At 45.5% G+C, this 22,242-nt stretch carries 21 protein-coding genes and 1 pseudogene; 4 read left to right on the top strand and 18 right to left on the bottom strand.

The annotated features are described in order from the left end of the window. Nucleotides 1–27: 27 nt before the first annotated feature. The 7 genes from A7975_RS34690 to A7975_RS05495 form a co-directional block, all read right to left on the bottom strand. The gene (locus A7975_RS34690) at nt 28–159 is read right to left on the bottom strand and encodes a hypothetical protein (protein WP_255314182.1); all 132 of its coding nucleotides are present in this window, start codon (nt 157–159) and stop codon (nt 28–30) included. Between the two features lie 49 nt (nt 160–208). Next, nucleotides 209–565: a zinc ribbon domain-containing protein gene (locus tag A7975_RS32840; protein WP_082198070.1), complete on the bottom strand. Its 357-nt coding sequence runs from the start codon at nt 563–565 to the stop codon at nt 209–211. Between the two features lie 276 nt (nt 566–841). Beyond that, nucleotides 842–1,867, bottom strand: coding sequence for an acyltransferase family protein (locus tag A7975_RS05475; protein WP_065384415.1), 1,026 nt, complete (start codon nt 1,865–1,867; stop codon nt 842–844). Continuing rightward, a complete protein-coding gene (locus A7975_RS05480) occupies nt 1,860–2,702 on the bottom strand; it encodes a D-alanyl-D-alanine carboxypeptidase family protein (protein ID WP_065384416.1) in 843 nt (280 codons plus the stop codon). Before A7975_RS05480 ends, A7975_RS05475 begins: the two co-directional genes overlap by 8 nt. After that, complete coding sequence (alr, locus tag A7975_RS05485; protein WP_065384417.1) at nt 2,654–3,826, bottom strand: alanine racemase; 1,173 nt, start codon at nt 3,824–3,826, stop codon at nt 2,654–2,656. The genes A7975_RS05480 and alr overlap by 49 nt, the downstream gene beginning before the upstream one ends. Before the next feature lie 6 nt (nt 3,827–3,832). After that, nucleotides 3,833–4,909, bottom strand: coding sequence for a D-alanine--D-alanine ligase (locus A7975_RS05490; protein ID WP_065384418.1), 1,077 nt, complete (start codon nt 4,907–4,909; stop codon nt 3,833–3,835). 157 nt (nt 4,910–5,066) lie between these two features. After that, nucleotides 5,067–6,071: an aldo/keto reductase gene (locus tag A7975_RS05495; protein ID WP_065384419.1), complete on the bottom strand. Its 1,005-nt coding sequence runs from the start codon at nt 6,069–6,071 to the stop codon at nt 5,067–5,069. A 185-nt stretch (nt 6,072–6,256) separates the two neighbouring features. On the opposite strand from A7975_RS05495, the gene A7975_RS05500 reads away from it, so the two are divergent. Further along, nucleotides 6,257–7,057, top strand: a complete 801-nt coding sequence (locus A7975_RS05500) for an AraC family transcriptional regulator (protein ID WP_065384420.1) — start codon at nt 6,257–6,259, stop codon at nt 7,055–7,057. Between the two features lie 45 nt (nt 7,058–7,102). Here the strand turns inward: A7975_RS05500 and A7975_RS05505 are convergent, their stop codons facing one another. Next, nucleotides 7,103–7,525 carry a GNAT family N-acetyltransferase gene (locus A7975_RS05505; protein WP_065384421.1) on the bottom strand — a complete coding sequence of 141 codons (423 nt, stop codon included), beginning with the start codon at nt 7,523–7,525 and terminating at the stop codon, nt 7,103–7,105. Nucleotides 7,526–7,983: 458 nt separating this feature from the next. On the opposite strand from A7975_RS05505, the gene A7975_RS05515 reads away from it, so the two are divergent. Beyond that, nucleotides 7,984–8,877, top strand: coding sequence for a chitosanase (locus tag A7975_RS05515; protein ID WP_065384423.1), 894 nt, complete (start codon nt 7,984–7,986; stop codon nt 8,875–8,877). Nucleotides 8,878–8,967: 90 nt separating this feature from the next. Here the strand turns inward: A7975_RS05515 and A7975_RS05520 are convergent, their stop codons facing one another. Genes A7975_RS05520 through A7975_RS05530 form a run of 3 tightly spaced genes read right to left on the bottom strand, consistent with a single transcriptional unit; the run spans nt 8,968 to nt 11,343 of the window. After that, nucleotides 8,968–10,047 carry a HAMP domain-containing sensor histidine kinase gene (locus A7975_RS05520; RefSeq protein ID WP_082197984.1) on the bottom strand — a complete coding sequence of 360 codons (1,080 nt, stop codon included), beginning with the start codon at nt 10,045–10,047 and terminating at the stop codon, nt 8,968–8,970. Beyond that, nucleotides 10,037–10,729 carry a response regulator transcription factor gene (locus A7975_RS05525; protein WP_065384424.1) on the bottom strand — a complete coding sequence of 231 codons (693 nt, stop codon included), beginning with the start codon at nt 10,727–10,729 and terminating at the stop codon, nt 10,037–10,039. Before A7975_RS05525 ends, A7975_RS05520 begins: the two co-directional genes overlap by 11 nt. Nucleotides 10,730–10,755: 26 nt before the next feature. After that, entirely contained in the window at nt 10,756–11,343 is a 588-nt protein-coding gene (locus A7975_RS05530; RefSeq protein ID WP_053376156.1) for a class I SAM-dependent methyltransferase, read from the bottom strand. 195 nt (nt 11,344–11,538) lie between these two features. On the opposite strand from A7975_RS05530, the gene A7975_RS05535 reads away from it, so the two are divergent. Next, complete coding sequence (locus A7975_RS05535; protein WP_065384425.1) at nt 11,539–12,378, top strand: sugar phosphate isomerase/epimerase family protein; 840 nt, start codon at nt 11,539–11,541, stop codon at nt 12,376–12,378. Between the two features lie 104 nt (nt 12,379–12,482). Beyond that, nucleotides 12,483–13,283 carry a hypothetical protein gene (locus A7975_RS05540; protein WP_065384426.1) on the top strand — a complete coding sequence of 267 codons (801 nt, stop codon included), beginning with the start codon at nt 12,483–12,485 and terminating at the stop codon, nt 13,281–13,283. Between the two features lie 101 nt (nt 13,284–13,384). Here A7975_RS05540 and A7975_RS05545 read toward each other — a convergent pair whose 3' ends face one another. The 7 genes and pseudogenes from A7975_RS05545 to A7975_RS05570 form a co-directional block, all read right to left on the bottom strand. Next, the gene (locus A7975_RS05545; protein ID WP_082197986.1) at nt 13,385–14,320 is read right to left on the bottom strand and encodes a tyrosine-type recombinase/integrase; all 936 of its coding nucleotides are present in this window, start codon (nt 14,318–14,320) and stop codon (nt 13,385–13,387) included. A gap of 160 nt (nt 14,321–14,480) precedes the next feature. Continuing rightward, complete coding sequence (locus A7975_RS05550; protein ID WP_065384428.1) at nt 14,481–15,695, bottom strand: Ger(x)C family spore germination protein; 1,215 nt, start codon at nt 15,693–15,695, stop codon at nt 14,481–14,483. Then, nucleotides 15,695–16,789, bottom strand: a complete 1,095-nt coding sequence (locus A7975_RS05555; protein ID WP_065384429.1) for a spore germination protein — start codon at nt 16,787–16,789, stop codon at nt 15,695–15,697. Before A7975_RS05555 ends, A7975_RS05550 begins: the two co-directional genes overlap by 1 nt. A 25-nt stretch (nt 16,790–16,814) precedes the next feature. Further along, nucleotides 16,815–18,278: pseudogene (locus tag A7975_RS05560) on the bottom strand (spore germination protein); the annotation flags it as partial. Further along, the gene (locus tag A7975_RS34000) at nt 18,259–18,396 is read right to left on the bottom strand and encodes a hypothetical protein (protein WP_157265950.1); all 138 of its coding nucleotides are present in this window, start codon (nt 18,394–18,396) and stop codon (nt 18,259–18,261) included. The pseudogene A7975_RS05560 and the gene A7975_RS34000, both read right to left, overlap by 20 nt. Before the next feature lie 139 nt (nt 18,397–18,535). Further along, nucleotides 18,536–20,476 (bottom strand): ATP-dependent DNA helicase, encoded by a 1,941-nt coding sequence (locus A7975_RS05565; protein ID WP_065384430.1) that lies wholly within the window; start codon nt 20,474–20,476, stop codon nt 18,536–18,538. A gap of 140 nt (nt 20,477–20,616) precedes the next feature. After that, complete coding sequence (locus tag A7975_RS05570) at nt 20,617–22,209, bottom strand: glycosyltransferase (protein ID WP_255314183.1); 1,593 nt, start codon at nt 22,207–22,209, stop codon at nt 20,617–20,619. Between the last annotated feature and the right edge of the window lie 33 nt (nt 22,210–22,242).

The following is a 22,242-nucleotide window of genomic DNA, read 5'->3' on the forward strand; positions in this document are numbered from 1 at the left end:
ACTCGGCCGTCTCTGCTTTGTGCTTTGCTATTGCCCTTGCTCCACAACAAGCTTTGCCGAGCTTAGCTCCGGCTTTATGTAGGTTAAATAGTAAGCCCCCATCACGCCAGAGGCTGTACCGGTTACCGGGTCTATTCGGTATTGTCGTAAACGCGTCATAATGGAATACATGCAGGTCCTTCATCCAGCATACTCCTCTTGGCAAAAATCATTTGTTATGCAGCATATTCGGATTATATATTTCAACCAAGCCGCATTGCAAGCAAGAAACATATAAAAAAAGATGGTATTGGATGTTCAATAGTTTACTAAGTCCAGCACCTGTCATTGCAATTTCATCTACTTCGCATTCCGTATTCTTGCATTTGGAGCATTCAAACTTATTCGCAATACTCGATGCAAGGTCAAACTCACCCAGCGCTATTTCCGAATCAAAATGATCGTTTGGCACATCGCTTTGACTTGTGTCTAAATGCTGTGCGAGCACCTCATGCTTGCATGCCGGACATACATTTTGATCCAATTGAACTACGCTGCTGCACCAGGGACATTCAATCGTATTCATATTCATCATCCTTCCTCATTCCACTTTCGTTTCCTTTTTCTGTAATCCGATGCATGCGCACAAAAAAAGACAAAGCACCCGGTTCGGATGCTTTGCCTCCACGATTTAAGAATCTTTTGATCTGTTAGCCATATCGATGATCATTACGATAAGCACGAGCAGTTGAATGAGCAATTCGATACTCATAACAATCCCTCCTTGCTGCGGGTAATGCTCCTTCGATGCGGCTTCTCCTCTCGTACCACTAAACGTAATGAACGTCTCCCAGTACCATTTCTATGATCGAAGCTTAAATTTTATGTCGGAAACCTTCACGGCAACCGCAGCCATTACGACCGACAATAGGCATACCGTTGCAAAATGAATGAGGCTATTCGCAATAAATATCGATTCCAGATTAATGACCTCTGCAGCGCCTCGAACGAGCACAATCGCAATTGGATGCAAAATATATATCCATACGCGCCATTCCCTAAACGCCTTGCCTGATTTCCCCTTCCAAAGCAATGCCCATTGGAACAAAAAATAAGTGGCGGGCAGCGCAAAAACGTACATGCTGTCATGACGGGGAAGCTCCCATGATTTCAATAAAATGCCCTCGGCAAACATTAATGCTAATGATAGCAAAAATAAGCTGGCATAAACCACCGGTTTTCTTGCATGCTTGGGCGGATGCTTGGCTGCCCAGGCACCCAGCACAAGATATATTGGCGCATAAAACAGTCCGTTTCGCGTGTAATCAAACACGGAAAACATGCCATCATAAAGCGGTTTGATGCCACCCGTATTTTCGATCAAGCCATAGTAACTATCCCCTAGAAGGCCGATTACATATAATAAGCCGGCAATCGCTAGCATTGAAGTCAAAGATATTTTTTTATATAAGAAATAAGTTATCGTTATTCCTATTATTAAAGCCGGCAAATACCACAAATGATAAAAGGTACCGTCAAATACGATGTCCTTGAAGAAGGAGTAAGCCGAAAAGTTTTCCTTAAAATAGCCCGTGTAGACATTCAGAGGAATATACAATAAAATAGCGATCCCATATAATTTTCCGATCTTTTTCATATAACCAAGCCATGCTTTCGAATCGTTTGCCTGTTCGCCTGTCTGCTTGCGAAAGAAAAAATATCCCGATGTCATAAAGAAGATAGGAACCGCAATTCGGGTCAGGATGCCGCTAATAAGGAAATCCGCATTTGCATGGTAAGACAATAAGGGGCCGGTATGGTTAGCAATGACGAGTATAGCAGCTATGAATTTCACATAGTCCAGCCCGCCGAAGTTCGGTTTAGCCATCCTGTTCGCTGCCATGAAATGCAGTAATAATAAATCCGTCACTGTTGTTGCCGGACAAGCGGTAAAGATCACATTTTACAATCGGCACGGTCGTAGTAGGCCCCTCATCCGCTGGCACATAATAAATTTCAACCTGCAGGCTGCCATTGTTAAACATGAGATGCTTGCCCGAATACGCATAGCTTTTGACGAAAGCGATATATTCCTCCAGACAGAGGCCGTGTTCCTCCATCAGGCTGGAATGGGGATACCCGACATAGCGGAAATGCCAAGGCTCGCAGGAGATTTTCGTAATCGACTCCTTGCCTTCCTTGTAGCGTTGAATAAACCCATAATCCGCGGCAAGCTGCTTAAAGGTCTGACAGGCACCGTGATCTGGAAAAGAAGGCGCAATAAAATCGACATCGCTGCTGTACTTGCCCACATCTACCGCAAGCCCCGTCTGGTGCTCGCTCTGATTCGGAAGCGCGACATAACATGCCGTATAGTCGGGACCATTTTCAACCAATGAGGTTGCATAAATATCCTCCTGCTCCTCCTCGGTTCGATAAGTACTTACGACGACTATTTCCTCCATTGCTTTACTAGCAGCTAATAAAGCCGTTAACTGCTGCAAGCAGGTCTTCTCCAATAACATGCCATCATGCAGTTCTCTAATGGCTTGATGCGAGCTTAAAGACAGCAGCTTCTCTCCTCTTATCGGCCGCTGAATGGGATGGTCTCCGTTAATAAGCACCAGATGTCCTTCATAAATTTCAGATCGACTCACTTGAACGGCAGCGTGATTTAGATGATGGCTCCCTTGCTGCTGGATTGAATAATTCGCTTGTCCCATCGTTTTTGTGCCTCCCCTTTGTCGTTGTATTTTCTAGTTACCCTTGCTGTTAGCGAAGTCGAAATTTCCTGCGGGACGCTGTTAATATGGGCCGCCAGCTCGGCAAACGTTATTTCCTCCGACCCTTGGCGTCCGATCAAGGTAACAACCGAGCCTTCCTCGCACGGGCCAGGCAATCGAACCATGAGCTGATCCATGCATATTTTCCCAACCACTTTGGCGCGTCGTCCGCCTACAAGCAGCTCTGTCCCTTGCATGCTTTGTGACCAGCCGTCGGCATAGCCGATTGGAACCGTGCCCACCCATTGATCTTCCTCAGCTTGATAGGCGTTGTCATAACCTAAGTACTCCCCTTTATACAGCTTCTTCACCTGCATAAGCGTGCTGTGCAAGCTCAGCGCGGGCTCAAGCTCTATCGTCGGTACAAGCTTCTTCGGATAAAAGCCGTACATCGCTGCGCCGATTCGCACCATATCCATCGCCAACTCCGGAAACCGCAGCGCAGCAGCGCTTCCCGCACAATGATAGCTGTTCACCGCGAGCCTAGACTCTTTTGCCCATTCCATCATGTCGACGAATCGTTTATATTGCTGCTTCAGAAACGACGTATCCTCTCTCCCCGCCGTTGCAAAATGCGTATAAATGCCTTCAACAACAACATCCGCGGCTTTGAGCCATGGAACAAGCTCTTCCCATTGCGGCTTCTCTTGAATGCCGATTCTGCCAAGGCCTGTGTCCAGCTTTACATGCACCCGAAGCTTCTTCGTGGCATATGGAGGCTTATATTCTCGCATTTCGCTGAACCAAGCAGCACTCGTTACCGTTAGCATTAGATCATGCTCGATTGCAAGCTTTACGGACCTGGGATGAATAGGCGTTAAAATAAGAATGGGCAATGTAATCCCATTAGTTCTTAGATGGAGCGCTTCGTCCAAATATGCAACGGCTAGCTCCTCGGCGCCTGCCTGCTGAGCCATTTGAGCTGCTTCAATGTCGCCATGGCCGTAGCCATTTGCTTTGACAACCGCCATCAGCTTCACGTTTTTAGGCAAAGCTTGACGGATTTTCAGCATATTATTGCGTATATTGCTCAAACTAACCTCAGACCAAGTATCTCTATTCATCCTCATTCACCTCGAATAGTGGATCGATTGTTTTTTTGCATGGCGCGTGAAGGCATAGTCAATCAGCTTTTCGACTAATTCCGCATAAGAAGTGCCATCCGTGCGCTCCCACATAACCGGATACATGCTGAAATTCGTAAAGCCCGGCAGAGCGTTAATTTCATTTAAAAAGAGTTGGCCTTTCTCATCTAGGAAAAAGTCGACACGGGCAAGTCCCGAGCACCCATGCACTTGATAGGCGTGAGTAGCCATTTGGCGAATTTGAACGGTAGTCGCTTCGGAAATTTGTGCAGGGATCGACATCGTCAGCTGCTTGTCCAAATATTTGGATTCGAAATCGAAAAACCGATGGTTATGGATGAACTCGCCCGGCAAGGAAGCAAGCGGATTTTCATTGCCCATTACCGCGACCTGAATTTCCCTGCCTACGACCTCTTGCTCAATAACGATTTTGGTATCAAATTGAAAAGCCTCCGTAATGCCTGCTATCAATTGCTGCTTATCCGTGCATCTGCTAATGCCGATGCTGGAGCCTAAGGATGCAGGTTTGACATAACATGGGAATCCGAGCTTCTCCTCTACCCTTTGCAGCAAATGCGAACGTTCCTCCAGCCATTGATCGTGACGGTATACGAGGTAATCGACTTGCTTAACGCCTGCTTGAGCTAACAGCTGCTTAGATATGGCCTTATCCAACGTAAGCGCGGATGAAAGCACGCCATTGCCCACATAAGGAACATCAAGCAATTCAAGCAGACCTTGCACCGTGCCGTCTTCTCCGTTAGAGCCATGGAGCAGCGGCAGCACTACTTTTTTTCCGGGCAGAGACATTTGCTTTACGAGTACCTCGCCAATAGAGTGTGCTGCCAATGCCGTTGTTGGCTGAACGATAAGATCATTCATGGCTAGTCCCTCGCGGCTCAGACCATCGAGGCTGCACCAAATGCCTTCACGGGTAATATAGATTGGAAAAATTTCAAATTTAGATTCATCTATCGATTGAATGACTGTATATGCAGTTTTTAATGAAACCTCATGTTCAACGGATTTGCCGCCATATAGGACGTATAGCTTTGTTTTCATAGTAAAAAACCTCCCAAATCGACTTTTTATCTCTCTACTAAAGATAAGCGTCAATATTTAAGAGGCTTGTAATTAAAGTTTAAATAAAGCTTAAGATTCCATAAATTGTTTATATGATTTTAAAAAGAGCCCAAGCATAATCGCTTGGGCTCTTTTCTTACCACGGAATATCTGCTAAGTTGTTCAAAATAGCGTCGATTTCCGTTAATTCCTCAGCGGATAACGGTGCGCTCTCAAGCGCCTTCACGTTCTCTTCGATCTGGCTGACACGGCTAACTCCGATAAGCGCTGACGTTGCGCCGCCTTCGCGAAGAACCCAGTTCAACGCCATTTGGGACAAGGTTTGTCCCCGACTAGCCGCCAAAGCCTCAAGGCTGCGGAATTTTTGAACGCGTTCCGGAGTAATTGCCTCGGGCTTCATCGTGCTCGATGTCGCTTTAGACTCTGCTTCAATTTTATCTACATATTTATTGGTCAGTTGACCGCGTCCAAGCGGGCAATACGCGATTGAGCCAACGCCATTTTCATTCAATACATCCTGCAATCCATCCTCCACCCACCGATTGAGCATCGAATAGCTCGGTTGATGAATTAGGCATGGCGTGCCAAGCTTCTTCAAAATTTTAACGGCTTCGCTGGTCTGCTCCATACTGTAGTTGGATAAGCCGACGTATAGCGCTTTGCCTTGCCTTACTGCATGATCAAGCGCGCCCATCGTTTCTTCAAGCGGCGTTTCCGGATCTGGGCGATGCGAATAAAAAACATCCACATAATCAAGTCCCATTCGCGTCAAGCTGCGATCCAAGCTGGAAAGGAGATTTTTGCGGGAGCCCCACTCGCCGTATGGCCCTTCCCACATATAATAGCCGGCTTTTGTCGAGATCAGCAGCTCATCGCGGTATGGCACCAAATCTTTCTTGTAAACCGCTCCGAAAGTCTCTTCAGCAGAGCCGGCAGGCGGGCCGTAGTTGTTTGCTAGGTCAAAATGGGTAATACCAAGATCAAAAGCTTTCAAAATCATCGCGCGTGAATTTTCCAGCGGCTGATTGCCGCCAAAGTTTTGCCAAAGGCCTAGCGAGATGGCTGGCAGCTTAATGCCGCTCTTGCCTGAACGGTTATACAACATATCGGAATATCTTTTTTCATCAGCAACGTATGGCATTGTTCGTATTCTCCTTTAACCAGTTAGGATGGATAAATCTCTTGCTGCATGCAATAATGAATGCTATTAAAGCTGAATGCTAACAAAGTATAGCTCAGCACCATTCATAATTGGAATGTCCACAAGCAAGGTTTATATGGCATAATGTAATATAAAAGAGCATGGAGATAAGGAGTGAGCATCCGATGTGCGAGAGCTACGAACTCATCTATTATTATCACGGCAAACAATATTGCGAGCCAGGCTATACTTGGGGACCAGGGGTTAAGGATCATTATAAAATATTGTTTATCCATGAAGGCAAAGGCAGCTATCATATCAATGGCAGCACCTATTCGCTAAAGAAAGGACAAGGCTTCATGGTATTTCCGAATACCATTTGCCAGATGAAAGCTGATGAGCATGAGCCTTGGGTATATTCGTGGATTGCCTTCCAAGGCAGCAGCGTCGATCCTCTGCTTTCGCAGGTGAATCTTAGCAAGACGAATCCTCATTTTCACTATGCGCCCGCCGCATGGTTTGACCCGTGGCTGGAACAGCTTACAGAAGCTCAGGCGCTTGAGCGAAATAGCGGTCTAATCGTGCATAGCCTTTTGTTCCGCCTCCTATCCGAATGGGTCGACATGCTAACCGCACCAAACCAAATCGGATATTTGCCGAAAGCGAAGGAAGTATATGTGCGCAAAGCGATCGATTATATGAAAATGAACTATTACAGTAAAGTAAGCATTTCCGAGTTGGCAAGCATGATCGGTATCGACCGGATTTATTTGTCCTCCCTGTTCAAAGAGTCCCTTCAGCTTTCGCCGCAAATGTACTTATTGCATTACCGGATGGACAAAGCTTGCGATCTGATGAACAACCAACAGCTGTCAATCTCGGATATTTCCCACTCGGTCGGGTATACCGATCCGCTGCTATTCTCGAAAATGTTCAAAAAAATTAAAGGCATATCTCCCTCCCATTACCGGAAAAAAATCGTCTAAAACAAGAAAAAGCCTGCATGCGCAGGCTTCTTTAACTATTTAATGTTATAAATCTTTAACCATCTTAACATGCGGAATATTCTCTTCCATAAAGACGGTCGACGCTATTTCATATCCTTGTTTCTCGTAAAAGGGAGCCGCCTGAACCTGTCCATGAAGCTTCGCTTTCGCTACCCCTTTTTCTCGGGCAATCGACTCCAGCGCCTCCATAATCGCTCTTCCAAGGCGGTGCTTGCGATGCGATGACAGCACGCAAATTCTTTCCAGCTTAGCCATATCATCCACGATCCGCACTCTGCCGGTACCAACCGGTTCATTCTCGAAATAAACGAGAACATGATCAGCGATATCTTCATATTCATCTAGTTCGACTTCCTCCGCTACTCCCTGTTCCTTCACGAAGACCGCTTTTCGAATGCGGAACGCCTCTTCCAATTGCTCATCCGTCGTAATTCGTTTCGTTTCCATCTCTCTCTTTCCTTCCATTGCGTAATCTCTATTTCACAGCAACTAAACAGGCCATATCTTTTATTATAATGCTATTTCGCAATTTAGCAAAAGCTAACCGATTTCATCTTGGTTTATTGACGAATGACGATCATAAATTCAAAAAATATTTCTCTAGACAAAAAAGCAGCTCATATGCTACTTTTATTTACATCAAGCAACAATTAACAAAAGAAAGAAAAAATATAATATTTTATGTTATTTTCAAGGCGGCTATAAAGCGGCTTAGCAAAGCCTCTATTCTACTTCACTAAAGTAGAATTTTTCACAATTAAAAGTTTAAGCGCTATAACTTATAGGGAGGTGATCAGCCGATAAGACAAGAAGCTTTTAGCACACTCGTAAGAGCATCAGAGGTTTTACGAACAGACTGAGCTTCGATCGCAACAAACAACATTATTGAGGAGGAATTAATTTAAATGGAAACGATTACAAAAAGAAGCAAGAGTAAATGGTTGCTTATTACTTGTCTTAGCTTTGCGCTTGTTCTCTCTTTAACATCCGCTGCGCTTCAATCAAAGGTTTCTGCGGGTCCTAGCCATGACGCTAAGTTCTCCCCTTCGACGCTTCAATTTCTAAAGTCGAATACGGGACTAGACGGCGAGCAATGGGATAACATTATGAAGCTCGTAAATAAACCAGAGCAAGATTCACCTAATTGGACCAACTTTTATGGCTATTGCGAAAATATTAATGATAACCGCGGGTATACGATCGGTATATTCGGCGCTACAACGGGCGGTTCAAATGACACATACCCAGACGGCCCCGAGCTTTTCAAGCAATACGATGCCATTAGCGGAGCTAGCAACCCTTCAACCATCGGGGGCTTAACGCGTATCGGGGCGAAAGGGTCTATGAATGGCCGTATTCTAACGATTACGGAAAGCGCAAGCTCCTTCTGCAAGAAAGTTAACGGACAACAAAACAATGCTAAATGGAGAGAAGCGATGTGGCGTACGTTCTACAACGTATACATCAGTTACAGCGTGCAGCAAGCGAAGCAGCGTGGTTTCAGCTCCGCGTTGACCATTGGCTCATTTGTTGACACGGCCCTGAATCACGGAGCAACAGGCGGCTCAAACACGCTGCAAGGCCTCCTCTCGCGTTCAGGCAGCAGCACGAACGAAAAGACATTCATGAACAATTTCCACGCCAAACGCACTTTAATTGTTAACACGAACCATTACAACCAAGCGCCAAACGGTACGAATCGTGTCAAGCAATGGAATGATCTATTGAATCAAGGATACACTTCGCTCAAAAATGCCGATGCTGCAGTTGCTAAAGCTACTAGCTGGACCATGAAATAAATGATTACCATATAAGATCAGCCATAGGCTTTATTTCTGGGGCATGACTCCGAATGAAGCCTATGGCTTTGGTTATTGTTCCCGCCGCTTTCATCGATTCACGATCGGCAGCTTAATCCAAAAGATATACCTGCCTGCGTCATGAATAACGCCTATTGTGCCATTATTCATCTCTACGATTTGTTTGGCAATGGTTAATCCGAGCCCTGCTCCGGCAGGCAGAGAACGTTGGTCAGTCTCCTTCAACTCCAGCTTGAAAAACCGTTCAAACAGCCTCGCCTCCTCCTCCGGCGTAATGGCGCTCCCTTCGTTTTCAAACGTTATTTTGACATGACTTTCTTCTGCGAACAAACCAATTCTGATTTCGCCAGGCGACCTTGAATACTTCAAAGCGTTTATTAATAAATTATCGAACGCTCGAACCATTTTCTCGACGTCTATATTGACCAAGAACGGTTTCGTAAACAAGTTTTTTTCAATCGAAATACGATGCTCGCCTGCAACGGGTTCAAATTCGCTTATCATTTGGGCTAGAAGCTTATTGATTTCAATCGTTTCTAAGAATAGTTGAATATCGCCCCCGGTCAGGCGGGTATATTCGAATAAATCATCAATGAGCTTTTTTAGCTGCTGCGTTTTGTGATAGGCATTGCCGATAAACCGCTCTTGCTCTTGCTCATCTTGAACCGCATGTGATTTCAATAGATCCAAATAGCCGATCACGCTCGTTAATGGCGTTCTCAAATCATGCGAGACATGTGTAATCAGCTCCATTTTTGACTTTTCCAGCTGCCGCTCGCGCTCAAGCTGCCTTTGCAGCTGTTCCGCCATATAATTTATATTTTGGGCAACGCTGCCGAGCTGATCCTGCCTCGTCAAAGGCAAACGGAATTCTAGATTTCCGCCTGCAATTTGGTTTAAACCATCTGTAATTTCTTTAAAATAGGTTACGATTCGGCGTGTGAACAAAAAAAACAAACCGAAAAACATGCCAAAAAAAATAGGCAGCGATACATAATTGCTAAAAACGAACCCGAACTGATAGCGCGTAAGAGTATCCATGCCCAAATACAGGAGGACGGCCAAGACAAAGCTGACGACAGGCACCCACAGCATGACGCCGCGTATGCTTCGGATTCCGCTGGATGAGCTCTTCGTATTATTTTTCAATTTTATAGCCCACTCCCCAAACCGTCTTAATATAGCGTGGTAACCGGGGGTTCGCTTCGATTTTCTCACGAATGTTGCGGATATGAACCATGACCGTATTATCCGAGTAGAAGGCCGATTGGTCCTTCCATACCTTCTGGTAAATGCTGTCGATATTAAATACCGCTCCACGATGAGAGGCAAGCAGCAGCAGGATTGAAAATTCAATCGGCGTTAATGCGACGTTTTGGCCGCGCACGCTAACTAAATGCTGATCCTTGTAGATGATCAAATCATCTATGATGATTTCACTTGTAGCGGATGCGGCTTGATTGGCGGCATTTCGCCTTCGCAGCTGAGCTTTGACACGCGCAAGCAGCTCTAGCGGATTAAACGGCTTTGTCATATAATCGTCCGCCCCCGTGGAAAGGCCGGTTATCTTATCAATATCCTCACCCTTTGCGGAGAGCATAATGATCGGAATTTCAAACGTCTCCCTAATTTTAAGGCATGCCATAATTCCGTCCTGTCTTGGCATCATAATATCCAAAATAATAAGATCAATCGGTTCGCGCTCCATCGCTTCAATCGCCTGCAGTCCATCTTCCGCTTCAATGACGCGATAGCCTTCATTTCTTAAATAAATATGAAGGACATCCCTTATTTCCTGATCATCATCCACAACCAGTACGCTGAAGCCCACCCCGTTCACCTTCCGATCATAATTTGTTATCTCGCTTTGCGCGGAGCGTTTTTCCGGCATACGTAAACAAATGCAGGAGGAACATTCAGCGGCACAAACTTCATTTCTTCAATCGTAAAATGTTTACTCAATTGCTTCTTCATTTGCATGGAATACTGGTAGGCGATAAATAAGCCATCATCCTTTAACGAGAATTCGATTTGTTCAATCAGCTCATCTCTGAACGCTTGCTGGAAATTAAAAAAGGGCAGCCCACTTATTATGCAATCCAGTTTATCGATTCCTTCTTCGCTTAGAGCGGTAGATAGACTCTCCGCATTATCATAACATTGAAATTCTGGATAATGATGCTTTAATCCGCTAAGCATTTGGGGATCAGTTTCAAACAATAAACATTTCGTATTTTTTCTTGCGGCTTCCCTTATATGCCTCGTGATCGCACCCGTTCCAGCCCCTAACTCCGCTGCGCTTTTCACCTCATGCCAAGGTACATACGAGACCATTGCTTTGGCTAAATATTTGGAGCTTGGCGTTACGCTGCCGATCTCGCCCGGTTTGTATAAGAATTTATACAAAAACATCCATTTTTCCTGCATCGCATTTATCATTTTCATAGCTTTGTCACCCTCCCTCGCTTCTTGCCCTTAATGCTAACAAGAAATTATTCAGATAAAACAAGGGGAAAAATGAATTAATTCTGAAGATGACTAATGAGAGGAGTGATTCGCCAAAAGCGAACCGTTTTTTTCCGCCAATGAAGTGATAAGCTATACCTATGTAACCCATTATAAAACAAGGCGGGATGAATCTTGTCATATCTATCTATCAGCACATGGAGCTTGCACCGCAACCTCGGACCACTCCGGTGGACCGCATGGGATGAGAAAACGAGCACTCCTATTACCAATGAACAGGAACAGCCGCAGGTTATAACGCTCCTTGAACTTCCAGGGGAAGCCGCTGCTAGAGGGTATCAAGCCATCGAGGTTTGCCATTTTCATTTCCCTTCGACGGAGCCTGCTTATCTCGAGCATCTGCGAAACGCTTTTAACGCGGCCGGCATTAAATTCGATACGCTCCTTCTCGATTACGGCGATTTGACAACAACGGATGCGACGAGAAAATCAGCCGATCTCTTGCTCATCCGTCACTGGATCGATACGGCTTCCCTCTCCGGGGCCAAGCAAATTCGCATCGTTGCGGGCGAAGCACAGCCTACTGATGAAGAAGCGCTTCAAGCGTCCGCAGATTCTTTAGCCGAGCTGGCGCAATACGCTGTCTCCAAAGGCGTGCGTGTCATTACCGAAAATTTTAAAGCGCTCACCTCGACAGCGGACAGCAGCCTCAAGCTGCTTGCACAAGCAGGCGAGCATGTAGGATTCATTACCGATTTTGGCAACTATCATGGCGAAGGCAAATTAGCGGAGATTGGTGCGACTGCCCCGCTGAGCGTCTCCGTTCATGTCAAGCCTACCTATGATCCTGATGGTTTTCCAGATACAGATGAGCTCATCACTTATTTAAATCAGGTCCAAGAGGTTGGCTATAACGGTGCTTACGTTCTCATTTATGACGGTCCTGGAGACATGTGGGAAGGACTTAACCGAGTAAAAACGATTGTCGAGCCCTTCATATTGACAGCACGCTAGCCCCCTCCTATACTTATAGAGTTGATTAAAAATGATAATCGTTATCGTTGCTTCATATCATACGCTATAAGTATTTTTAATGTTTATCAAAAAGGGGTGCGCGTATGTCACACGAAATGGATTTTACGCTTGTCGAAACCTATTTTCATATTTCTCCAAACGGAGCAGCAGAGCCCGTGCTAGAGCTGCCTGCAACCGATTTTCTTAACCGGGAAATTGCGTACGATACGTTGTTAAAAGCGGGTGAAATGGTTCAAGCAACGGGCATTCAATTGCCAGCTTCGTTCGTGGGCATGTCCTTCTTCAATCTTGGCATTACGAATTTGTTCTTTGCCGCGCAGTATAACCGGTATTTGGATTTATCGCTACATAACTTAACCTATCAGCTGGAATCGCATCATGATCATGCGCATCTTGGCTTTAAAATCAATGAGCTGCGCTGGAGCGATGTTCCTCTCGAGGAGCAGGAGCGCAAAACCTTTCTAAGCCAAGCTTTCGCTTCCTCTTTTCGTAATGAAATTAATGAAATCGTCGAAGCGGTTGCCTTGAGCGCAGATGTAAAATCAGCGATGATATGGAATCAGGTTGGCGGTCAAATTCATGCCGTGCGGGACTATGTGTTCGGAAATATGAAAGATGAATCGCTGCTGGCAAGCTTTCAGCGTGATCTCGACATCCTCATCGGTCTTCCCGCAGAGGTGTTTAACCGTAAACGGAACCCGTTTGTTCATAAACCGCGTTATATTGAAAACCCATGGTCACCGCCGGACGGAAAGCTGCTTATCCGCTCTTCCTGCTGCATGTATGATTGCCGCGTTGATGGCGAGAAATGTTATTCTTGCCCGCGCTTGCTTCCCGAGGAACGGGAGGAAAGACGCAAGCTGGTTCTTGCAGCTGCCCAATAAACAAAAAAAAGAAGTTGACAATACCTTACGGTATTTGTCAACTTCTTTTTTTACATGCAAATCATTATTTATCCCATATTGTTAACATAATTATTATTACGTTATCTAGTATGTAAATTTAAAGGAATTTTACTGGAAATGTTATTCATGGCATTTCTGAGCTGTTTATTATCGATATGCGTATAGATTTGCGTGGTTTCGATGCTAGCATGGCCGAGCAGCTCCTGCAGCGTTCGAATATCCGTGCCGCTGCGGATTTGCATCGTCGCGAAGGAATGGCGAAGCTTGTGGCTGGATAGTCTTTTATCCGCTAGCGCAGGCATCGTTTCTTTCAATAGCTTAATCGTATCGTCCGCAACGGTTTGAATCATGCGAATAGACAGCCTGCGCCCAAACTGCGACACAAAAAACGGCTGCTCCTTGCCCTGCTTCGAATCCTTCCGTTCGGATAACGCGCCATTCATAACATTTTGCAGCGCATCCGGCAAAGGAATGACACGCCACTTGCGCCCTTTTCCCAAAATATGAATCGAGCCATCCTGCCGGTAATCCTGGACGTTCATCCGATGCACTTCCCCAACGCGAAGTCCGGCATAAGACATCAATAGGACGATAGCCACATTTCGGATGTAATATTTCCCCTTGATCGAGTGGAGCAGCGCCTCGAGTTCATTTTCCTCCAAATAGACCGGAATCCGATTTTTCTCCTGCTTGGACTTGGCAATTAATGAGGCGGGGTTCCCCTCCATATGCTCCATCTCATTCATCGCTTTAAAAAAAGACCGCAAGGACGACAGCTTACGGTTACGAGCCTCATCCCCTGCTCCCTTCTCCCTGCATACAGCCATGTAACGCATAATATCCATTTTTGTAATTCTCTTCATTTCTGCCGGATAGATCGTCTGAAGAAAATCACTTACGTCACTTATGTAAGCTTGATGCGTTGACTTGGTCATTCCTTTATTTTTCATCCATATGGAAAAAAGCTCGATTTCGATTCCGTAGCTATCCGTTACCTCATGTTGTCTCTTTCGCAAGGCCAATCCCCCATAAAAAACGATTCTATGTACTCTATTTAAGTGATCACTACTCTACTATGATAGCTGAAAAGTCCATATAAATGCAAACTGCGTGAAATATGTATTTCACGCAGTTTTTTTTATCTGAAATTATCGCTTTTTCCCGCTAAAATAGCGCTTAATGCCCCTGTTTCGCACCTGATTCGGTTACGGATAGTTTTACGCTATAGGTAATGGGAATTTTGCTAAACTCCTCGTCCCAATCCTCCTTAACTTTACGCCATTGCTTAGGATGCTCTATGCTCAGACGGTTTCCGAAGCCAACAACGTCCGCCTTATATTCTTTTTGGATTTTATTTAATCCCAGCTTAATTTGCCTTCTAACTACCTTCTCTGCCGACTCTTCCACTCGCCTCTTAAATTCATCATTAATCTCTTCCTTTGAAAGCAGCCATTCTTCAATTAAGCGGCCGGTTGATTCTATCTCAACGTGAAAGCTAATTTTTCCGTTATTGACATGGGACATAATTTTGCTTTTCATCGTAATTAACTCATACGTCATGATCTGTTTCGTATCGGGATCATAACTTTTTACTGCCCCGCCCTTTCCTTTGCCGGTTAGCCATGTAATGCCGAGCAATTCCTCTTCCGATAATCGCCCTCTAAACTTTTGCGTTTTGCCTTTTATGACGGCTGCTCCCGAGAACTTCACTTCACCGTCTGACGCTAAGACATTTTGCAGCAGATAACTGGATTTCGCGTTCATTTTGCCTTCAAGCTTAATGAGGGACACAGGAGGTATGATTTTTAACGTACGATAGCGATTGTCAACCATACCCAAAATGCGAAAGGAAGGAATAATGGCATTCCCTTTTGCCTCCAGCACTTTCCTAGCTGAACCGCTGCTCATGACCACAAGGCTGTTGGGCCTTATATCATTATCCCGCAGCATGAAGCTTAGAAGATTGCTCATATCGTATCGTCGCGATAATGACTCGTTTATGACAATCAACTTCAGATGATGGCCGACTACCGGCCTCTCCAAACGTACCGCAAATTCTCGGATCATTTCAAAAAGCGAATCGCCAGTCTCCGACACGTTCAAATAAGGCTTAGCATTTGAATCGCTTTTTGTATCGCCGCTTTTCGCTTCCGATTGCTTATCTACAATTTGCAGCGTATAAGTGATTAAATCTTTTTTTCGATAGCCTGAGCCGAGCTTATCCATTTTCCGTTCAATTGCTGTTTCGTTGGCAACATCAAGCGCCATGCCTACATAAATACTCAAATCCTCGATCTCATCCTTGCTCCAGCAGCCGGTCTGAACGAGCAGCACAAACACGCATAGGCATGCTAGTAACCACCGGATACGGCTAATGCGGCTATCATCCATTATGATTTGCTCCTTTTCTTCCATTTGGTCAGCATTAACAGCAGAATCGGAATCGGAACGAACAAATAAAAGGCCGACATGCCAAGCATGTCACCAAACGAGAACAGAAGATTTATATTTTTTGGAAGCGTTGAAATGATAAATACGACCGGAAGCAGCGCATACAGGCATTTATGAATATTGACTTTGAATATTTGAGACAGCCCTAGCCCAGCTGCATAATAGGTAATCGTAAAGGTCGAATAAATTTGCATGATCCATATTACAAGCAATAAGGATTCGAACCGTTCAAAAATTAAGCCAGACAGTTCAAAGCTGCGGACAAGATCCAAAGTAGGCCACGTCCTCGTAACTACACCTTCTACGGATATGCCGCCAATGACAATAACGACCGTAATTAAATAAATAAAAAAAGGAATGGCTATTCCATAAGCTACGGCTTTGACCGATTTTTCTGGATTGCTCATAAAAGCCGTTAATACCAAGATGATTTCCACGCCGAGGAAGGACAATGCCGTTGTTTTGACTCCTGCTAATACAGGCATAATGCCTTCCGCTAATACAGGCCGAAGATTATCCAATTCGAATATCCTTAACGACATTAACATAACGAGCATATAGATGACGATCGTGATAGGCAAGATTACCTCGAATAATCTGACGATCGGATTAATGCCGGATGTCATCAAATATAAGCTCACCCACATAAACACCATGACAATAACCCATGAAGGCGTGCCCTCTAGCAAAAATAAGACGGTTACTTCAGATAAAGCACGAACCTGATAAGACGCTGTCATAAAAAAATAGATGACAAACGATAGGCCGATGAGGCCGCCGATCCATTTGCCAAGAAGCTGCTGATTAAATTGAAACACCGTTTGGCCAACATGCAATTTTGATAAAATAGCCATAATTATGCCCGCAGCAAGCGCGATTAAGCCGCCAATGATAACGGATAACCATACGTCAGGCGTTCCCACCTGCGCCGCGGATGCCCTGGGCAAGGTAAGAATTCCTGAACCTAGCATAAAGTTCGAGATGATAACAGCCGTTTGGATGGTCGTGATACGATCCTTGGAGCTATTTTTCATGGGAATCCTTCTTCCAGCTCAAAATTCATTTTTTTTGCCGCTTAACATCTTTTGTTTGCATCATTTCCGGCCTATTCTTCATCATGAAGATGGGCGACCGAATAAATAAGTCCTTCCAATCGCTAATGCGATAAGGAACAACCGGAGATGCATAAGGGACGCCAAAGCTTTTTAGCTTGACGATATGCGCGCATAGCAGCAGGAAAAACAGCACTACGCCATACATGCCAAACGCTGCAGCGCAGAACATCGCTACGAAGCGCAGCATCCGGAGTGCAATTCCAGCATTATATTGAGGGATGGCAAAGGAAGAAATCGCGGTAACCGCCACCACAATAACAAGGATGGGGCTTACGATACCTGCTTGCACAGCCGCTTCTCCAATGATCAAGCCTCCAACGATACCCATTGCAGGACCGATTGGCTTGGGCAGCCTTAGTCCTGCTTCCCTTAATATTTCAATGGCAACCTCCATAATCAATGCCTCAATAAGCGAAGAGAATGGAACGCCAACCCTAGCGCCTATTATTGTAATCGCAAGCTTGGTCGGAATTAAGCCAGGATGATACGAAATAAAAGAGATGTACATAGCGGGCGCCAACAAGGCTACCAAAGCAGCAACAAACCGCAATATTCTAAGCAATGAACCAACCATCCAGCGCTCATAATAATCCTCTGGCGATTGCAGCAGCATGCTGAAAGTAACCGGAGCAATCAAAGCGAAAGGCGTGCCATCAAGCAAGATCGCAACTCGTCCCTCCATCAAAGCGCCTATGACACGGTCCGGTCTTTCCGTGCTCTGAACTTGCGGGAACGGGCTCAAAAAGTCATCTTCAATCAGCTGCTCGACATATCCCGATTCCGGTAAATTGTCTATTTCGATTTTACTCACTCTGCGTTGCACTTCTTCAACTAATTCAGGATCGGCTATATCTTTTATGTAAGCGATAATCAGCTCTTTTTTGGCCCGTGTACCAACCTGCATGCTCAGGAACGCCATGCTGTCGTTTTCGCCATGCCTTCGCAGCAGTGCCGTGTTATCCGATAGGTTCTCATTAAAACCAGCCCTAGGACCTCGAACAAGCGCCTCTGAGATCGGCTCTTCGATGCTTCTGGATTTGCTGTTAAGCGTAGCCGTCAAAATAACTTCCGGAATACCCGCGATGACAAGTGCTGTAAATCCCGTTAACACTTTCGGAATCAGCTCTTCCGCAGTATCCACTTCCGAAATTTGGCTCACCGACAATACTTGATTGACTACAAACGATTTGGTAATAACAACGTCTTGATCCCGTAAAGACATTAATGCTCTTAAAATATGCTGATCAATTAAGTCACGGTCTGTCAAACAATTCGCAAATATAATGGCAGCCGGAACAGCTGCCTTGCCGATTGAAAACTCCCGGATCGTGACATCCGAATGATAAACGAGCTGCTCGCGAATCTCAGCAAGATTCTCATAAAAATTTTCATTCATTCGATTCACTGTCCTTTAATCCCCGAATCTGCTTAAAAATAAAGGAAATGATAATAGGAATGACGAGGGTGACGAGTGCTTGTAAGTATACCGTCCACTCAGGAATGTTCAATTGTTCGGCTAAAGACATAAAAGAGCTTTCCCCCTTGTGAACATTTGTCGAATAATCAATATTTTTGCCGTAATGCGCAGGTTATAAACTAAGGAGCGATTGAATAAGCGAAAAAAAAAAGGAGAAGGGATTATCCCTTCTCCTTAACTAGCCTCTATTAACAGCTAAGCGCAACACCTTTGGGCAGCACGCTCTCTACTTGTCCACGAACATAATGGTCATTCATTTTTTCGCCGAAAATAACGATATTGCCGCTATCCTCTCTCTTCCGAATCAAGCGACCGATCCCCTGTCTGAGGCGAAGCAGCATATAAGGCATATCCACCTGTTCAAACGGCGATTCCGCATCGCTTCGCCTAGCCGCGAATAACGGGTCGTTTGGAGGAAAAGGAAGCTCCCACACGATAACTTGCGAGAGGGATGGCCCTGGAATGTCTAAGCCCTCCCATAAGGTTACTGCGCACAAAATACTTTCTTCCTCGTTTTGGAACTGTTCAATGAGGAAGCTGATCTCGCTTGAGCCTTCGTAGAGGAAGTTATAAGCTGCGTAATCGGCATGCTTATCCGCTTCTAGCTTGAACTGCTCTAATTGCTCCATGGACGGGAATAAAATAAGCGTTCTCCCGCCTGACTGCTTAAGCAGCTTGAAGGCTTCGTCCACCTTATCATTTAACCCCATTAAATGTATGTTTTCGGGAATGGACACCGTCATTTGCTCCTCATAGTCATAAGGAGACGGTACGGAGAAAGACAAAGCGCTTTCCATTCCCAAAATGTCCATCATGTAATTAAACGAACCGTTAACCGATAGCGTCGCGGATGAAAATACGATTGGCATTTTACGCGAGAATACCTGCTCCTTGAGCACTTCCTTCACCCATTTTGGCATGATGACAAGGGAGGTGCCTTCCTTATCCTGCGATACCCAGCTAATCGGCTTGTCCTCTTTCTTGAACAAGGAAAGCGCGAATTGAATCATTTCCAAATGCTCTTCTACAATTTTGAGCTGATACGTATCAATCGTATACAAGCCGCTCTCAAATACGAGCTCTTCCTCAATGACCGAAAGCGTATCCTGCAAACGATTGATTTCGCGAATGAGCTCAGGGCTCCAAATGATCTCCTTGCGGTCCGATGCGGGAACCTTTTGGCTGTGCTTATTCATCATTTTGAATAGATGCTCGCTCTGGGTAATGGCATCCTCAACGGCAACCGCCAGCGACTCACGAATTTCCTCTTGCAGCAGTCGCGTCACGATTCCTTCAAAGACAGCGTGATTTAGCTTATAGGTTAATGCTTGCTGCGCGGCAGTCTCAAGCAAATGCCCTTCATCAAATACGACCGAGCTGTGCTCTGGCAGCAAAGGAAGCTGACCTTCGCGCTTTCTTGCTTCATAGGTCCATACATGCTCCATATAAAAATCATGCGAGCAAATGATAACATCTGCCGCTTTGCGATAATGGTCGCGTGATAACGTCTGGCCACAGCGATGTCTGACATCGCACACTAAGCAGTCTTGGAATACATCCCAGCCCAGCTCGTTCCACTGCTCGTCACTAAGGCTTGGATAATCCTTGCGATTGCCGTAAGGGTGGAAGCTCTGCATCGAATCCGGCTTGTGCACGAAGCTTGGAAGCTCGCGATAGATGCTGTCGAACAGCTCCGCATGATCCTGTCCGGTTCTCGCGTCATCCAGCTTGTTCAAGCAAATATACTGATCCGCTGACTTTCCGAGTCTCGCGTCAATCGTCAAATCCAAGTAGCGTGCAAGCTTCGCAATATCCCCTTCGGGTTTTACAAGCTGCTCGATTAACGATTCATCCGCACAGGCAATAATGGCGGGTTTTCTCGTATAACGCGCATAGCTGATTGCATAAAGCAAATAAACAAAGGTTTTGCCCGTGCCGACTCCCGCTTCCGCGAAGATCGTTTGTTTATCGGCATAAGCGCGTTCCAATTGAAAGGCCATATAAATTTGTTCATCTCTAATTTCAAAGCCGGCCTCAGGCAGCTTCTCATAAAAAACATCGGCAATCCAATCGCTTGCCTGCTGGATAAAAGGGTGTTTCGGGTCAAAATCAAACGGATACTTATTCACGGGTAGCTTGCCTCCATATAGTAGGCACAAACGGCTGCGTGCAAGCACGCAGCCGACTGTGAAATCTCCTGTACTAATCGCACACTCAAATATATCACTAGAATGTGTACTTAGTCAAAGGTAATAGTCATTATTGCCTACTATTCGATCCATTTCACGAGGTTTGGGCTCTCATCCAGTATCGATTCGTACTGTTCTCTCCACCCGTATATGGCATTCGGATCAAGCTGTTTGTATCGCTCATACTTATGCAGGCGATCCTGCTCCCTCGCCCATCCCAAATGCTTGACGCGCAGATCCGATGTCTTATGCTCCAAAGAATAGATGTTCTGAGGAAATCTGCCGCAATGCTGCGGTGTTTGCTTCCACTCATACGGATAGCCCTCGACATAATTGAGCAGAAACGGGCGGTATACGGCATGCGCATTCCAAAAGTTGTCCTCGCGGTAATGATCCTCCGACCAGAAGTCATAGAGACGGAACATATAGGCGTAGGTATTGGGTTCATTTAACAAAATGGGCAGCGCAAGTTTAAATTTATCCTCGAAATATTCGTCAGCGTCCATATTGAGAATCCACTGCGGACGAAGCCGGATCGTTTCTTCCCATTGCTGCGTTCGCAGCTTTACCTCGTTATGAAATTGTGAGCTTTCGTTTTTAATATAGGTCAATGGAATACCTGCTAAATACTCATGGACGATATCTCCGGTATGATCGGTGCTTCCGTCGTCAATAATGACGGCATGGTCAATATACTCCCGATGATGCGCAAGCACCTCCTTCAAGAAGCGATCGCCTTCATTTTTGACAATCATCGACAACGTTAGCTTAGGTCCGGCTTCTGGCACGATAATCATTGGTCCGGCTGCTGGCGAGGCGACGTCTTTAACCTGAGCAGCTTCATTTGTCGCTACATTTGCCCTTTCATCCGTCGATTCCATAAAAAGCTTGGCGCGAACTAGATCTGATTCCCGGTAAATATGAAAGGCCGGATGCCTCGTGTCCACATGGAGGCCAATGCCAAGCGCAGCAGCACGCACGCAAAAATGCCGGTCTTCACCCCACAGCGATAGATTCGGAATCATGCGGAACGATATCGGCTGATCAATCGCTTTTTGATCAATATACGTACAAGCGCCGAGTCCGCCTACCTCATACACGCCAGGAATTCTAAGCTTCATCACAAAGCGGACAGCCGCTTCCGCTCCATCGCCTGCATTCATCGTTCCGTCTGATTGAAAAGGCCAATACGTGTCCTTCAGCCAAACCTGCGGAAGCTCCATCGTGCCCGGCTGCCACTGGGTCCAAAAAATCGCGCAAATAATCTCTTTTTCCGATGATATGAGCGATTCCAGCGTACCTCTCTGCAGGATCACATCGGAATCAATAAGAAACAGACCATCATACCGCTTCTCTCTGGCTGTAGCGATGATATGGTCCTTCCAGCCGGCTATTTTATCAATCAGATCATTGCTCCAGTAGTGGGTAAACTCATCCCGTGCATAAGGGGTGATCGAATCGCTTCTCTCTATTATCGTTTGGCTTCCGGCTGATTCTTGCTGCTTCGTTATAAATTCATTTAATAGCTGTGAAGACAGCTCGTCATCGTTGTCATCAATAAAATAATAATCCACTGCAAAAGAGCTTTTGGCAAGCCGCTCCAGCGAGGCGAGAAAATATCGCAATACGGACGGCTTTTGGCGAATAGGGCTTCCTATAAGTATTCGCTTCAACGATATGCCTCCTTTATTCCAAGGGAAATACGT

Source organism: Bacillus sp. FJAT-26390, from assembly GCF_001682865.1.
In the GTDB taxonomy this organism is placed as follows: domain Bacteria; phylum Bacillota; class Bacilli; order Paenibacillales; family Paenibacillaceae; genus Pristimantibacillus.